Genomic DNA, 15,857 nt, shown 5'->3' with positions numbered 1-15,857 from the left:
AATGGACTCTCTATCTATCACGAAGTTTGATAATAAGATTGTGTCAATTGAATCTTCATTATATGCAAGCAGTGGTCACCGTGGAGAGCTTACAAGACCCTAGTTCTTGGTTAAGAAATATAACCTGAAAAAACACCCTTAAAGGGAGGTGAAATACATAAGAAAATGGATTGATTCAAAAATGGACTCTCTATCTATCACGAAGTTTGATAATAAGATTGTATCAATTGAATCTTCGTTATATGCAAACAGTGGTCACCGTGGAGAGCTTACGAGAAACTAGCTCCTGATAGGGATGGAGCTAGTTCTCTATCCTTTTCAAACTAGGACTGTGTTAAAGGTTATTGCTGATTTTATAACTATTGATAGGCCTGGAAGTTTTGAGATTACTGTGGGAACATGGCCGAGGTGGGGTTAAGCTACAAACCAATGAATAAATTTTGACATGGATTAAATAATAAAAAAGTGAGGGGTTTATGATGAAAAAATATGAGTATATTGAAACTGGAAGTACAGCGATAGTAGATATAGAAGGAATAGATCCGATATTCTTAAACGAAACTGCGGCATCGATAATAAAAATGCATATTGATGGCATAACACTAGAAGAAATAAAGAATAAGCTAATGAATGAATACGCAATTCCTGATAAGGACATTAAGAATTTTGAAAATCAGGTTGAGTCAACAATTAGCAACTTTGAAAATACGTTAAATAATGGCGAGTGAGTTGATATGATGCTGAAAGGTTCGGAAAGGAATTTCAACTTTTTTGGTAATGTAATAAACGTAGAAAGTAATGACTCTTATCTATTAAATCAATTAACTTATATTTATAGGGAGTATTTGGATTACCAAACAACATCTCCTGATTATTATATTAAAATTGATAATCGTTCCTCGCATAACATGATGGTTAGTGAGATGTTATCTGATGATAGGCTAGTAATTCTTCATGGATCAGATGAAGGTTCACTTTCTAAATGGGTTGATGAAGCCACATTTCTTCCACCAATTACAGTACCTTATTTTAGAAAGAAATATTCATTTTTTCATGGGTGTGCAATTAGAGTTAATAATAAAACAGTAGCCCTATTTGGTCCGAGTCGCTCAGGTAAGACGACCCTAATGATGAAATTAATGGAAGAGGGTTACCTGTTAATTAGTGATGATTTATTAGTAATTGATAATAATACGGGAGAGATTATTCCTTTTAAAAAACCAATAGGACTTAGAAATACTACAAAAGAGTATCACGAGGGAAAATTTAAAAAGATAATTGATAAATTACCTGTTGAAATTCCTACATTTCACATAGGTAATATTGGTTTAACTACAGAGTTAATTCATATCAATGATGTTCCGGGATGGGGATATTATGAGAACGTAAGTAAAATAGATTCCATATTTTTTGTAGACAAGCATACAGAACCGGTAGATAATCCTTATGATTTTTTCAAATTGATTAGCAATCAGGCTTGTTTAGCTGATAACCCCTTCGATACAGTATTGAAGATATTTAAGAACTTAAATACTACTTCTATGAGATTGGATATTCGTGATCAAAATGCTGGCAATCAAATACTAGAGAGTATTGGGGATAAATTCTTAAATTAAATCATGTACACGAGCACATTATTTTGGAATCTAATTTTCGAATTTTTTTTATCTGAAAATCTCATTTAATGTGCTATTTTCTTCACTTTATTCCAGGTTACGCATAATCATTTTTTTAAAGAGGGATCAATTGAAATGCAATCTTGTATGACTTTATAGCTATGGGGTATAGAGATTATATTAATGGCTTATCCTTATGAACTAAAATCTTTTACAAATTTCGCGATACTTTCATCCCATACCTAAAGGCAGACTAAAGTCCGGTATGAGCTTCCCTTATCGCGAAATCTGTAAACGAATGAGTGTTTCTATTTATGCGATATATTGCGTATAATTATATTTTAAATATATATCTACTAGTTAATAATCTTTCATATATAAAAAGCTGAAACAGGGGTTCAGCTTTTTATTTTTGCACCAGAAAAAATAGATTCCTAATAATAAGGAACTGTATTTCTTATGTATATCTGTTATATGATTAGCTTTTATATACAGGAATTTATCATGTTAATTTCTTATTCTTAATTCATTATAAATCATATCGAAGTTTGGGATGAAGGAGGATATAGAATATTGTATAAACCTGAAAAGTGTTATCATGTCAAAGAAACAAATGAGTATAATGACATGATAATTAAATTTAAAATTGGCTAAAAACAGGGTTATTTTCAATATTTAAATTTATGAAATGCCTTTTTCGATACTCGAACAAACCCTTTTATAAAAGGGTTTGTTTTTTTGTGTAATTTTGCAGGCGATGTTGCTATAATGAATAGCGGAATACAGTAAGGTTATTCGTTTCAAAATAAAGTGAAACTGTAATCAGTGGGGGTATCTCACTAATTATTATTCACTAATCGGGATAAAACGGAACCTTTGCGTAGTCTTAGCGTAATGACACGTATTTATGATATGATTATATGATGTGATAGCGCTGAAAGGGGAAGAACGATGATCTATTTTGATAATAGTGCGACGACGAAGCCATATCCAGAAGCTCTTCAATCGTACGTGACGGTTGCTGGGAAATATTTTGGTAATCCTTCTTCTATTCATTCGCTTGGAGGAGAGGCAGAGCGTCTATTAACACAATCAAGAACGATTGCAGCGCAGCTTCTTCACGTTAAACCTTCTGAAATTATTTTCACATCAGGTGGAACGGAAGGGAACAACCTTGCGATTAAAGGGATAGCGATGAGGAATCGTTCGCGCGGCAAACATATCATTACAACAAATATTGAACACGCGTCTGTGTTTGAGGCATATAAGCAATTAGAAGAACTCGGATTTGATGTAACATATTTACCGGTTAACGAGCATGGTGTTGTATCGGTAGAGGATGTAAAACGAGCACTTCGTGAAGATACGATTCTTGTATCAATTATTCATGTGAACAACGAAACTGGAGCAATTCAGCCCGTTGCTGAAATTGGAACGTTATTATCGAATCATCCGAAAATAAGATTCCATGTAGATCATGTACAAGGGATAGGAAAAGTACCGCTTGATTTATATGCTTCTCATATTGATCTTTGCTCAATATCTGGACATAAATTCCACAGTGTAAAAGGAACGGGTCTTCTTTATATACGTGATGGCGTAAGATTAGATCCGATTTTATCAGGTGGTCAACAAGAGCTTAAGTATCGCTCTGGTACAGAGAATTTACCTGGCATTGTAGCGATGGTGAAAGCTCTTCGCATGACAATGGAACAAGTGAAAGAAAAGGTAGCTCATTTGCAAAGTTTACAAGCAGAGCTTGTCAGCTTCTTTAAAGAGATGGAAGATGTGACAATTAATACATCGCTTGCATATGCAGCACCGCACATTTTAAATGTATCATTTGTTGGTTTAAAACCAGAAGTAGTCGTTCATGCTTTAGAAGAGCACGGTGTATATGTATCGACGAAGTCTGCTTGTTCTTCAAAAGCAAATGAAGTGAGCAGAGTGTTAGTGTCAATGGGAGTGCCGCATGCAGCAGCTGCAAGTGCTATTCGTATTAGTTTGGCACCAGACAACACGATGGAAGAAGTAAAACAATTTGAAGGTATTGTAAAAGAGACGATGCCAAAATTATATGAAGTGATGAGGTAAAGAAATATGATGACATATGAATATATTTTAGTGCGTTACGGAGAAATGACGACAAAAGGTAAAAACCGTTCTAAATTTGTAAGCACATTAAAAGATAACGTGAAGTTCAAACTGAAAAAGTTCCCAAATATTAAAATTGATGCAACGCATGACCGTATGTACATCCAGTTAAATGGTGAAGATCATGAAGCAATCTCTGAAAGATTGAAAGACGTATTTGGTATTCATAAGTTTAACTTAGCGATGAAAGTACCATCAGAATTAGAAGACATTAAAAAAGGTGCATTAGCAGCGTTCTTACAAGTAAAAGATGATGTGAAAACATTTAAAATTACAGTGCACCGTTCTGATAAGCGCTTCCCAATGAAGACGATGGAGTTACTTCCAGAAATCGGTGGGCACATTTTAGAAAATACAGAGGATATCACAGTAGACGTCCATAATCCAGATGTGAATGTACGTGTAGAAATTCGCAGTGGTTACAGCTATATTATGTGTGGTGAGCACATGGGAGCTGGCGGTTTACCAGTTGGCGTTGGCGGAAAAGTAATGGTACTTCTTTCTGGTGGTATTGATAGCCCAGTAGCAGCGTACTTAACGATGAAACGCGGCGTATCTGTGGAAGCAGTTCACTTCCATAGCCCACCTTTCACAAGTGAGCGTGCAAAACAAAAAGTAATCGATTTAGCACAAGAGTTAACGAAATACTGTAAACGTGTAACGCTTCACCTTATTCCGTTTACAGAAGTGCAAAAAACGATTAATAAAGAAATCCCATCTAGCTATTCAATGACGGTTATGCGCCGTATGATGATGCGTATTACAGAGCAGATTGCTGAGGAGCGTAATGCACTTGCAATCACAACTGGTGAAAGTCTTGGACAAGTAGCAAGCCAAACATTAGATAGTATGCATACGATTAACGAAGTAACAAACTACCCAGTTATTCGTCCGCTTATTACGATGGATAAATTAGAAATTATTAAAATTGCTGAAGAAATCGGCACGTATGATATTTCAATTCGTCCATACGAAGATTGCTGTACAGTATTCACACCAGCTAGCCCGGCGACGAAGCCGAAGCGTGAAAAAGCAAATCGATTTGAAGCGAAATACGATTTCACACCGTTAATCGAACAAGCTGTAGCGAACAAAGAAACAATGGTATTACAAACAGTTGAAGTAGTGGCGGAAGAAGAAAAATTCGAAGAACTTTTCTAAAACCATAAATTACCATATCTAAAATGTGTATGAAGTCATGTTATTTATCACACTCTATACTCACAAGGAGGTGATATAACATGGCACGTAGCACAAATAAATTAGCGGTTCCTGGTGCTGAATCAGCATTAGACCAAATGAAATACGAAATCGCTCAAGAGTTTGGTGTTCAACTTGGAGCGGATGCAACATCTCGCGCTAACGGTTCTGTTGGTGGCGAAATTACAAAACGTCTAGTTTCACTAGCTGAGCAACAATTAGGCGGTTTCCAAAAATAATCCCATATACGATGGCTTAGAAAGGGCGGGTTTTCCCGCTCTTTCTTTTTGTTGTTCAAATTAGTATAAATTCATTTCGACAAAAGCATAAAAAAATTGTCAAAAGAAGAGGGTTCAAAATTTACTGAAAATTCTTTATTATATAAGGGAGGCATAAAGAAAAAGGAGGATGTTTATGAAGAGAGAGGAATTGTTGGCACCACCATCTTATAATTTAGTTTCAGAAATAGAGAAATATACAGACGATAAAGAGAAGCTTGCTTTAATTTGGCAAGATGATAAAGGGAATAGACGAGAAGTTACATATTTTGAATTAATGCAAGGTGCAAATAAAATTGGAAACGCTTTTATAAAAAGTGGCTTACAAAAAGGGGACAAGCTCCTTATTATGATGCCGCGCTTAATTGAAGCATACATGACGTATATCGCTGCGATTAAAGCAGGATTTGTTGTAATTCCGAGTTCGGAAATGTTGCGTAAAAAAGATATCGAATATCGAATTGGACATGGCGAAGTAAAAGCGATAGTAAGCTATGAGCCGTACATTGGACAGTTTGATGATATAGAAGCAATGGAATCTCTTCAAAAATTCGTCCTGAGCGAGCAGTCAGTAGACGGATGGATCAATTTAAAAACAGCATTAGAAACAGAAAGTGACATGTTAGAAATGGCGAAAACAGATAAAGAAGATATGGTCTTTTTATCTTACACGTCAGGGACGACAGGAAACCCGAAAGGTGTTGTTCATACGCACGCGTGGGCATACGCTCATTTACGTACAAGCGCCCCAAATTGGCTCGGAATTGAAGAGAATGATGTTGTATGGGCAACGGCTAGTCCAGGGTGGCAAAAGTGGATTTGGAGCCCGTTTTTAGCAACTCTCGGTTCAGGGGCAACAGGATTTGTATACAACGGTAAGTTTGAACCGAAAACGTATTTAAATTTATTAGGCGATAATAAGGTGAATGTGCTTTGTTGTACACCGACTGAGTATAGATTAATGGCAAAGGTAGAAGATTTAAGCGAGTACAATTTAGAGGCGTTACATAGCGCTGTATCCGCAGGTGAGCCGTTAAATAGAGAAGTCATTGGAACATTCCAAAAGCACTTTGATATTACAGTAAGAGACGGCTATGGGCAAACGGAAAATACACTACTTGTTGGTGTAATGAAAGGGATGGATATTAGACCAGGATCAATGGGGAAACCAACGCCAGGTAACCACGTCGATATCGTAAATGAGGAAGGTATTCCAGTTAAAGTAGGCGAAGTTGGTGATATTGCAGTTCACATTGAAACGCCGGCACTCTTTAAACAATATTATAAAGACGATGAGCGTACAGCGATGCAATTCCGCGGTGATTATTATATTACAGGTGATAAAGCGAAGAAAGATGAAGACGGCTACTTCTGGTTTGAAGGGCGCGGTGATGATATCATTATTAGCTCTGGTTATACAATTGGGCCGTTTGAAGTAGAGGATGCGCTTGTAAAACATCCTTACGTAAGAGAATGTGCGGTTGTCGCAAGTCCTGATGAAATTCGCGGAAGTGTCGTGAAGGCATTTATCGTATTAAGAGAGAATATAGAAAAGAACGAAGAAATATTAATTCCAACACTCCAACAACACGTCAAAGAACTCACTGCACCATATAAATACCCTCGCAAAATTGAATTTGTAGATGAACTACCAAAAACGATTTCTGGAAAAATTCGCCGTATTGAACTTAGAAAACAAGAGATGGAGATTCCGTCAAAATAATTTTGAAAACAGTGAAGTAAATAGTTGAATGAAATGTAAAACAATGATAATATAAAAACGAACACAGGTTCGATTTTATAAACTTAAAAAAGAGGTGTCCGTATGATTTTAGGTATTAATCCGTACTTAGTTTTAGATGGTAGTGGGCAAGAAGCTGTACAGTTTTATAAAGAGGCTTTAGATGCAAAAGTAGAAGTCATGCAAACTTTTGGTGACATGCCTGAAAATCCAGAATACCCGATTCCAGCTGAAGCGAAAGAGCGCGTTTTACACGCTACTTTAAAAGTTGGTAATACGGATCTTATGATTTCTGATACATTCCCAGGTCAAGGGCATGCAATCGGATCTCAAGTAACAATCGCAATTCAAATTAGTAATGCAGAAAAAGCAAAAGAAGTATTCGATAAGTTACAAGAAGGTGGAGAAGTTATCATGCCACTTCAAGAAACATTCTGGAGCCCAGCATACGGACAAGTAAAAGATAAATTTAATATTGAATGGCAAGTTACAACGTCTACTACTGAACAAAAGTAATTTTTAGAAAAGCACCATGTTTTGAAATGGTGCTTTTTTTTATACAATAAAAAATAAAGGAGATGGGATATATGGGAGAAATTTGGTATGGCGGTACCATTTACACAATGAGAGAAGAAAATGAAAAAGTGGACGCTGTTTACATTGAAAACGGTACGATCGTTGATTTTGGAAGTAAAGAAGAGTTAGAAAACCAATATGCCGCGGTTACATTGCACGATTTAAAAGGCAAAACAATGATTCCAGGTCTCGTTGATAGTCATATGCATCTTATTGGGCATGGAGAGAGATTACTCCGTCTAGATTTATCAAATTGTACATCTTATGGTGAAGTGCTTACTCTTGTTCAGAAGCGAGTGGAAGAAGCTCCAAAGGGCTCTTGGATTATTGGAGAAGGATGGAATGAAAATAACTTTACAGATACGAAAGATGTTCACGCGCGTGATTTAGATGAAATTTCGAAAGAACACCCCATTTTATTAAAGCGAGTTTGTCGTCACGTTACATGGGTGAATTCATACATATTGCAAGAAGCGAACATAACAGAAGCGACGCAAAATCCAAAAGGCGGGAAAATCGGTAGGGATTCATCAAATAAGTTAACAGGACTTTTATATGAACAAGGACAAGAATTAATTAAACATGTTCAGCCTGAAATTGATGAAGCGTATTTACAAAGAGCTTTGCAAACAGCGATTAAAGATTGCTGGAAATACGGACTTGTAGGCGGGCATACGGAAGATTTAAATTACTACAGTGGTTTTAGAAAAACATATAATGCGTTTTCTCACGTTATAAAAGAAATGCCATTTAAAGCCCATTTGCTCGTTCACCATGAAGTAGCACATGAACGAAAGGAATATGAAAATGAACATTATATTGAATTTGGGGCAATGAAAATTTTTTCTGACGGTTCTTTTGGAGGAAGAACAGCATTATTAAGTGAACCGTATGAAGATGCAAAGGAAACGAATGGGGTTGCAATTTTCTCGCGTGAAGAACTTGCAGAATTAGTGAAGAAAGCACGAGACTTACATATGCCAGTTGCGATTCATACTATCGGTGACTTGTCGCTTGAATATGTTATTGATGCACTCGAATTATATCCACCAGCAGAAGGGTTACGTGACCGTATTATTCATTGTCAGCTTGCTCGTGAAGAGTTGATAGAAAGAATGAAAAACTTGCAAGCCATTATCGATATACAGCCAGTCTTTCTTTCATCAGATTTTCCATCAGTCATTGAAAAACTGGGAGAACACCGTCTTCGTTATGCGTATGCTTGGAAGACATTACTGGAAGCAGGACTACATTGTAATGGTGGCTCAGATGCTCCTATTGAACAAGTAAATCCGTTTCTAGGCATATATAGCGCTGTTACACGTAGAAGTTTTATTGACGGTGTATGCTATATGCCTGAGGAAAGATTAACGGTATATGAGGCTGTTTCTTTATTTACAACAGGGAGTGCCTATGCAATCGGAAAAGAAGCGAAACGAGGGCAAATTACAAAAGGATATGAAGCAGACTTTACAATATTAGACCACAATATTTTTGAAATTGAGGCAGAAGAAATAAAAGAAGTACAAGCAGAAATGACCGTAATAGATGGCCGAGTTGTCTATAGAAAAGATGTGTAAAAATATATCAGCGATTATTAAAATATATCGAATTACCGACAAAAACTGACAAGAATAACGGCCGGATAGTAAGAGATTATTGTTCGCGTCAATCGGGGTAAATAAATAACCGCAGAATTATGGAATTCCATAATTCTGCGGTTATTTTAATCCTATAAAAACGTTCTCTGTACTTTTTCCCAGAACGAATTATTTTTTAATTTAACTGTTTTAATTTGTTTATCGCTTAAGCGTACAACAGCTTTTTCCACTTGTTTAATGCTAAGCGCTTCGTTATCCATGCCGATAACAGGATAATCGTTACCGTCTGGTCTTAGTTTTAAAGTTAATGTACGTTCGTGATTTAAAATGAACGGTGAACCGAGCGTACGGTAAGTGTTGTTGTTTAAAGATGCTAGTTCGCTTACTTGGAAACATGGAATAAGTGGGTCAACAACTGCACCATGCAATGATTTATTGTAAGCAGTACTTCCTGTTGGGGTAGAAACTACTAAACCGTCTCCTCTAAATGTTTCGAAATATAAATCATCAACGTGAACATCTACAACGAATGTTTTAATAATGCTAGAACGTAATGAGAACTCATTTAAACAATGGAAAGATGTACTGTGATCTACATCTACCTGAATTGTTGGATATTTTCGCACTTCAATTTCATTTTTTGTAATTTCTTGAAGGGCTGTATCAACGTGATCAATGTGGAAATCGCAGTAGAACGAAGTTTCATCTTTCGTAGAAATCCCTGCGTATAAGCAATCTTCCCTAAAACCAGTTTTACGAACGGCTTGTAAGAAGGTTGCATCATCTCCAACACTGACGATAGCGTTTGCATTTTTTGGATGATCTAATATGGTAAATCCATTCTCTTCTAAAATACGATAGATTGGTTTCATTTTTTCAACGAGCGTTGCTTTGTCATCACCATAAAAGAAAAATAAATTGCGACGATCTGCCATTATGTATCCCTCCACTGCAGTTAAATTTTCTGTTTTTCGTGCTACATATCATTAGAGTCCGTTCCCTGATGATATGTTCAAATAATATATTTCGATACAAATTGTCAAAATACCTTTTTATTTTTAGAAAAATTTTTATATTCAATCTTATGGAACTCTGTTTAATGATGAATAAAGTTGTCGATAATGGGTACGGAGTGAAAGGATGATACGTATGAAGTGGCTCGTAATTGGAATAATAATTCTTCTCCTTTTTATTTTGCTTATACTATTGTCGAAAATATCGCTTAAGGTGACATTTTTATATTCAGAAATGGAAAAGCAATGTTTATTTCAAGTGAAAATATGGATGATTCGATATACATTTGATGTATTGGAAAGAATTGAAAAACAGCAGAAAAAAACAGGACAGAAAATCGAAAAAGCTGAAGAGGACGGCGGACTAGATAATAAAATTATGGCGCAACTTGACAGTATTGGAGAACTGATAAAAAGGCTTCAAAAAGTTCATACTATCGTTAAAGATTTTCTCAAACGAGTGAAAATCAATGGTTGGAAATGGCATACGCAAATTGGAGCAGGCGACGCAGCTAGTACTGGAATTGTCACTGGATATGCATGGGGGACAAAAGGAATGGCTGCTGGAGTTGTCGGACAATATATGCATATTGTCGATGTACCAGAATTTGAAATTACTCCTGTTTTTCAAGGGAAAGGATTTGCATCGAGATGCGAGTTAACAGCATCTTTTCGTATATTTCGTACTATAAAAACAGCGGTGAAATTGCTCATATTTATGAGGCAGCAAAAATCTGGTATGACAGAAAAATCTGTTCAAGCATAGGGGGGATATAGAATGGACCATCCAATTCAAGGTTTAATGACAACCGCAATGCAGCATTTAAAACAAATGACTGATGTAAATACAATTGTTGGTGACCCAATTAAAGCGGCAGATGGAAGTGTAATTCTTACTGTTTCGAAAGTAAGTTTCGGATTTGCTGCTGGTGGAAGTGAATTTGGTAGGGTAGAACATTCAGGCCGTCATCCATTTGGCGGAGGAAGTGGAGGAGGAGTTTCTATTAATCCTGTTGCCTTTCTTGTTATAAATGGAGATGGTGTGAAAGTATTACATTTAGATAAGCAAACGCATGTCATCGATAAAATAATTGAATTAGCGCCACAAGCTGTTGATAAAGTGAAAGAAATGATGGATAAACGAAAAGAAGATGATCCTGAATTTCAAATTTAACGAATAAAGAAGCTAATCAATAGGTTAGCTTCTTTTATTTTTTTGTAAATAAAGCGATTTTATTTGCATTATCGATAGGGACAAACTATCATTTACATTGTACATATTTTGTTTAAATAAGGGAGGATTTTCAAGTGGCAAACGTAACTTTTAAAGGTAATCCAATGACTTTAGTTGGAACAGAAGTTAAAGTTGGCGATCAAGCGCCAAACTTCCAAGTATTAGCAAACGACTTATCTCCAGTAAGTTTAGAAACATACAAAGGCGAAGTAAAATTAATTAGTGTTGTACCTTCAATCGACACAGGTGTGTGTGATGCACAAACACGTCGTTTTAACCAAGATGCAGCAGGTATTGAAAACGCAAAAGTATTAACAATTAGCGCTGATTTACCATTCGCTCAAAAACGCTGGTGTGCAGCAAACGGTTTAGAAAATGTTGTAACACTTTCTGACCACCGTGACCTTTCATTCGGTGAAGCTTACGGCTTAGTAATGAAAGAACTTCGTTTACTTGCTCGTGCAGTATTCGTAGTAGATAGCAACGACAAAGTAGTTTACGTAGAATACGTAGGCGAAGGTACAAGCCATCCAAACTATGAAGCAGCATTAGAAGCAGCTAAATCTGCAAAGTAATGTGAAGGAAATGACCTCTTATAAAGAGGTCGTTTTTTCTCATATATCGCTGCGTAACGGTGCCGATATATGAGAAAAAACGTTATATCATATATAACTTGAGAGGGAGCTCTTTACAGGAGGTCGCTTTTTCTTTTTGGAAAAAATCACTTTGTGGTATGATATAAGTTATGTGTAAAAGAGAGAAGGAGGAATGTACGTGAGTCAGACAGTGGAAACATTATTTTCTATTTTTGATTCTTCTGCGGTAGTTTTACGTAAAGAATTAGATGTGACATATTTAGAGGCGCTTGTAGAAACAGGTGATAACTTGTTTGAGGGAGCGATTTTACAAGAGGAATTATCCGAATCAGCAATTGAAAGGCTGAATCGTGAATATAGTACGTTTAATGAAGAAACATATAAAGGTGAAGAAATTCGTAAAGCATTTCAGTTAGCCATCTTAAAAGGAATGAAAGAAGGCGTACAAGCGAATCATGAAATGACGCCTGATGCAGTTGGGATGTTCATGAGTTACTTATTCCATAAATTTATGCAAGGTCAAAACGAAATTACAGTTTTAGATCCTGCAATTGGAACAGGAAATTTAATGACTACAGTGTTTAATAGCGCCAAAGAAGGACTAACAATGAGTGGATTTGGTGTAGAAGTGGATGAAGTGCTAATTAAACTTGCTTTAGTAAATGCAAATTTACAAAAGCATGCAATCGAATTCTTCCATCAAGATGGACTAGCACCACTTTATATCGATCCAGTTGATGCAGTCGTTTCAGACTTACCGATTGGTTACTATCCAAACGAAATCGGTGCCAGTGAATATAAATTAAAAGCAGATGAAGGAATGTCGTATGCTCATCACTTATTTATTGAACAAAGTGTGAAACATACGAAAGAGGGCGGGTACTTATTCTTCTTAGTACCAAACTTCATTTTTGAAAGTGACCAGGCACCAAAATTACATGCATTTATTAAAGAAACATGCTTTATTCAAGGGTTATTACAGCTTCCTGTTTCCATGTTTAAAAACGAGAAAAATGCAAAAAGTATATTTGTTCTCCAAAAGAAAGGCGCTAATGTAACAATGCCAAAACAGGCGTTATTAGTGGAGTTGCCTAAATTCTCTAACATGAAGGCGATGGAGAACATTATGGACCAATTAAATACTTGGTTTGCAACACATAAATAAAGCTGGGTGTATGTAACAGCATTAGTGATTCATGTAGTACAGTTTTATATAATATGTCATATTTTTAAATATATACTAGATTTAACTGAATTTTTTTGAAATCTGTAATATATATTTTTTCTTGGTGTTACAATTTTTTCACTTGAAATATATGTCGGACGATGTTTAAATTAAAATCGTGAGTATAAAATTTGCTAATGATGAAACGTTTTCATATTTGGTGAATTTGATCAGATAAAATCGAGCGGTTTGTGGAAACATCCACACAACTACCAAGAGAAAAAGGGGCGAAAGACTAGATGTCAAAAATCATCGCGATTAACGCAGGAAGCTCTTCCTTAAAATTCCAATTATTTGAAATGCCAAGTGAAACAGTATTAACAAAAGGTTTAGTAGAACGTATCGGTTTAGAAGATAGTATCTTCACTATTACTGTAGATGGCGAAAAACAAAAAGAAATTACAAACATTCCAGATCACGCAGTAGCAGTTAATATGCTTCTTAAAAAGTTAACTGAAAACGGAATCGTTAAATCTCTAGATGAGATTGGCGGTATCGGTCACCGTGTCGTTCACGGCGGCGAAAAATTTGCTGACTCTGTTTTAATTACTGATGAAGTATTAGCTGATATCGAAGAATTAAGCGATTTAGCACCACTTCATAACCCAGCAAACGTTGTTGGTATTAAAGCATTCCAAGAAGTATTACCAAACGTACCAGCAGTAGCAGTATTCGATACAGCATTCCACCAAACAATGCCGGAATCTGCATTCCTATACAGCTTACCATATGAGTACTATGAAAAATTCGGCATCCGTAAATACGGTTTCCACGGAACTTCTCATAAATATGTAACTGAGCGTGCGGCTGAATTATTAGGTCGTCCAATTGAAAGCTTAAGCTTACTTTCTTGTCACTTAGGTAACGGTGCAAGTATCGCAGCAGTAGAAGGCGGTAAATCTATCGATACTTCTATGGGCTTCACTCCACTTGCTGGTGTAACAATGGGTACACGTTCTGGTAACCTTGACCCTGCGTTAATTCCATACATCATGGAAAAAACAGGCCAAACAGTAGAAGAAGTAGTTAACGTATTAAACAAGAAGAGTGGTATGTTAGGTCTTACTGGTTACTCTAGTGACCTACGTGACATCATTGCGAAAGAAGAAGAAGGCGACCACCGTGCGAAAGTAGCACTTGATGTATTCGTAAGCCGTATCCACAAATACATCGGTTCTTACACTGCTCGTATGAAAGGTGTAGACGCAATCATCTTCACAGCTGGTGTAGGTGAGAACAGTGCGATTATTCGTGAGCGCGTATTAGAAGGCCTTGAGTACATGGGCGTATACTTCGATGCAAAACGTAATAACGTATTCGGTGAAGAAGCATTCATCAGCTTCCCACACTCTCCAGTAAAAATTATCGTAATTCCAACTGACGAAGAAGTTATGATTGCTCGTGACGTACTACGTCTTGGAGATATTGGTTAATATATGAAAAGAAAGACGAGATCCTATAGGATTTCGTCTTTTTTCTTTTGGATGTATTTTAAAACTCCATCTGGATATAATATTTTTTCTTTCTGAATGAATGCCGTAATAGGAATCCATTTCGCATACGCTACTGTTTCCTCATCTTGTATATTTAATATTTTCATTTCATATAGTGACGTGTCTAATAAACGCAAAGAATATAGTTGAATGATTTCATGACCAATGTCTCCATCGAGATGAAAGACATTTTCTAAACAACCTAAATAATTGATGATTTCTATCTCCGTATGAAGCTCTTCTGTAAACTCCCGAATAACAGTATGTGCTGATTTTTCACCAAGTTCAATGGAACCGCCAAGAGGACGATAATATGTTTCGCCTTCTGTATGATATTCTTGTACGAGAAGGCGATCTTGATGTACAGCAAGACCGAAAGCTTTTGCACGTGGATACATATAGAATCACTCCTTATTTGTTTTGTATAAAGACGATTATAATGTATGGTGTGATAAAAGTATCGTGTATTTAAGTGTGTGGTCTAACTGTAATTCCATCAAATAAGTCTTTCCAAAATGCTTCATTGTATTGGTATACATCCATAATAGGACATTTCATAACGCAAGTACGTTGTAATCCCCAATCTTCTTGGGTGATAGTTGGTATATCGGCAGGAATTAGTAATAGGACAGAGAATGTATGTGTAACGATTTGAGATAAAATTTGTTCTAGGGAACATGCTTCTTCATATGTTCCTCCAGTTCGAATAAACAATATGGATTCTGCCGTTTCAATTGTAGTTAGAAAACGATTAATTCGATGTTCATAGTTTAACTTAATTTCTGTATAAGAAGGCCAATAAGTTGGTGTGTTTACATCTGTTTTAAAGTCATGACAGGAGTCAATTTCATAAAGGTTGTCCCTTAATCTTAATTTGGCATCATCATCCCAAAATGAGATGAAGGATAGATTTTCGAAATTTAAAAAACGGTCAAATCGATTTTGTAATAATAAATTTACTTTCGTTAATGAAGGACTTAGCATAAAATCAATAACGCCAAAAAATGGTGATAATTCTAATTGATATAATGCCCAAGCAGGCCAACAGTTTTGTCCTAAGCTGAATACTGCGTTATAGTTTTGTTTTAGATTGGATAGATTCATGTGAAGTATCTCATCCTTTTTGCTAT

At 36.1% G+C, this 15,857-nt stretch carries 16 protein-coding genes; 13 read left to right on the top strand and 3 right to left on the bottom strand.

What is annotated here, in order from left to right:
• Positions 1-479 precede the first annotated feature (479 nt).
• From ACS2FK_RS04850 to ACS2FK_RS04815, 8 genes are all read left to right on the top strand, one after another.
• Positions 480-728 carry a PqqD family protein gene (locus ACS2FK_RS04850; protein ID WP_063548768.1) on the top strand — a complete coding sequence of 83 codons (249 nt, stop codon included), beginning with the start codon at positions 480-482 and terminating at the stop codon, positions 726-728.
• Positions 729-734: 6 nt separating this feature from the next.
• Positions 735-1,616, top strand: a complete 882-nt coding sequence (locus ACS2FK_RS04845; protein WP_063548766.1) for a hypothetical protein — start codon at positions 735-737, stop codon at positions 1,614-1,616.
• A 951-nt stretch (positions 1,617-2,567) separates the two neighbouring features.
• Positions 2,568-3,710 carry a cysteine desulfurase family protein gene (locus ACS2FK_RS04840; RefSeq protein ID WP_000638976.1) on the top strand — a complete coding sequence of 381 codons (1,143 nt, stop codon included), beginning with the start codon at positions 2,568-2,570 and terminating at the stop codon, positions 3,708-3,710.
• Positions 3,711-3,716: 6 nt separating this feature from the next.
• Positions 3,717-4,931, top strand: a complete 1,215-nt coding sequence (thiI, locus tag ACS2FK_RS04835; protein ID WP_000989275.1) for a tRNA uracil 4-sulfurtransferase ThiI — start codon at positions 3,717-3,719, stop codon at positions 4,929-4,931.
• Between the two features lie 80 nt (positions 4,932-5,011).
• Entirely contained in the window at positions 5,012-5,209 is a 198-nt protein-coding gene (locus tag ACS2FK_RS04830; RefSeq protein WP_000124490.1) for an alpha/beta-type small acid-soluble spore protein, read from the top strand.
• 175 nt (positions 5,210-5,384) lie between these two features.
• The gene (gene mbcS / locus ACS2FK_RS04825) at positions 5,385-6,971 is read left to right on the top strand and encodes an acyl-CoA synthetase MbcS (protein WP_063548764.1); all 1,587 of its coding nucleotides are present in this window, start codon (positions 5,385-5,387) and stop codon (positions 6,969-6,971) included.
• A 102-nt stretch (positions 6,972-7,073) separates the two neighbouring features.
• Positions 7,074-7,505: a VOC family protein gene (locus ACS2FK_RS04820; RefSeq protein ID WP_000600350.1), complete on the top strand. Its 432-nt coding sequence runs from the start codon at positions 7,074-7,076 to the stop codon at positions 7,503-7,505.
• A 71-nt stretch (positions 7,506-7,576) separates the two neighbouring features.
• Positions 7,577-9,145 carry an amidohydrolase gene (locus ACS2FK_RS04815; RefSeq protein ID WP_063548762.1) on the top strand — a complete coding sequence of 523 codons (1,569 nt, stop codon included), beginning with the start codon at positions 7,577-7,579 and terminating at the stop codon, positions 9,143-9,145.
• Positions 9,146-9,297: 152 nt separating this feature from the next.
• Here the strand turns inward: ACS2FK_RS04815 and ACS2FK_RS04810 are convergent, their stop codons facing one another.
• Positions 9,298-10,101: an NAD kinase gene (locus tag ACS2FK_RS04810; RefSeq protein ID WP_000785186.1), complete on the bottom strand. Its 804-nt coding sequence runs from the start codon at positions 10,099-10,101 to the stop codon at positions 9,298-9,300.
• Positions 10,102-10,306: 205 nt separating this feature from the next.
• Between ACS2FK_RS04810 and ACS2FK_RS04805 the strand changes: the two genes are divergently transcribed.
• The 5 genes from ACS2FK_RS04805 (at position 10,307) to ackA (ending at position 14,667) form a co-directional block, all read left to right on the top strand.
• Positions 10,307-10,945 carry a DUF2953 domain-containing protein gene (locus tag ACS2FK_RS04805; RefSeq protein WP_002094156.1) on the top strand — a complete coding sequence of 213 codons (639 nt, stop codon included), beginning with the start codon at positions 10,307-10,309 and terminating at the stop codon, positions 10,943-10,945.
• 12 nt (positions 10,946-10,957) lie between these two features.
• A complete protein-coding gene (gene ytfJ, locus ACS2FK_RS04800) occupies positions 10,958-11,353 on the top strand; it encodes a GerW family sporulation protein (protein WP_000350007.1) in 396 nt (131 codons plus the stop codon).
• A gap of 134 nt (positions 11,354-11,487) precedes the next feature.
• Positions 11,488-11,988 (top strand): thiol peroxidase, encoded by a 501-nt coding sequence (tpx, locus tag ACS2FK_RS04795; protein ID WP_000024527.1) that lies wholly within the window; start codon positions 11,488-11,490, stop codon positions 11,986-11,988.
• 199 nt (positions 11,989-12,187) lie between these two features.
• Positions 12,188-13,174, top strand: a complete 987-nt coding sequence (locus ACS2FK_RS04790; protein ID WP_000084363.1) for a class I SAM-dependent methyltransferase — start codon at positions 12,188-12,190, stop codon at positions 13,172-13,174.
• Between the two features lie 299 nt (positions 13,175-13,473).
• Positions 13,474-14,667 (top strand): acetate kinase, encoded by a 1,194-nt coding sequence (gene ackA, locus ACS2FK_RS04785; protein ID WP_000034575.1) that lies wholly within the window; start codon positions 13,474-13,476, stop codon positions 14,665-14,667.
• Between the two features lie 23 nt (positions 14,668-14,690).
• On the opposite strand, the gene ACS2FK_RS04780 is transcribed toward ackA, so the two are convergent.
• Both ACS2FK_RS04780 and ACS2FK_RS04775 read right to left on the bottom strand, forming a co-directional pair.
• Positions 14,691-15,125, bottom strand: a complete 435-nt coding sequence (locus ACS2FK_RS04780) for an NUDIX hydrolase (protein ID WP_000283497.1) — start codon at positions 15,123-15,125, stop codon at positions 14,691-14,693.
• A gap of 70 nt (positions 15,126-15,195) precedes the next feature.
• A complete protein-coding gene (locus tag ACS2FK_RS04775) occupies positions 15,196-15,831 on the bottom strand; it encodes a DUF1796 family putative cysteine peptidase (RefSeq protein WP_063548760.1) in 636 nt (211 codons plus the stop codon).
• Positions 15,832-15,857 lie beyond the last annotated feature (26 nt).

It is taken from the genome of Bacillus cereus group sp. BceL220 (genome assembly GCF_051776965.1).
In the GTDB taxonomy this organism is placed as follows: domain Bacteria; phylum Bacillota; class Bacilli; order Bacillales; family Bacillaceae_G; genus Bacillus_A; species Bacillus_A cereus.
Note: the sequence above shows the minus strand (reverse complement) of the source record. Positions and strands in the feature narration are given on the sequence as shown.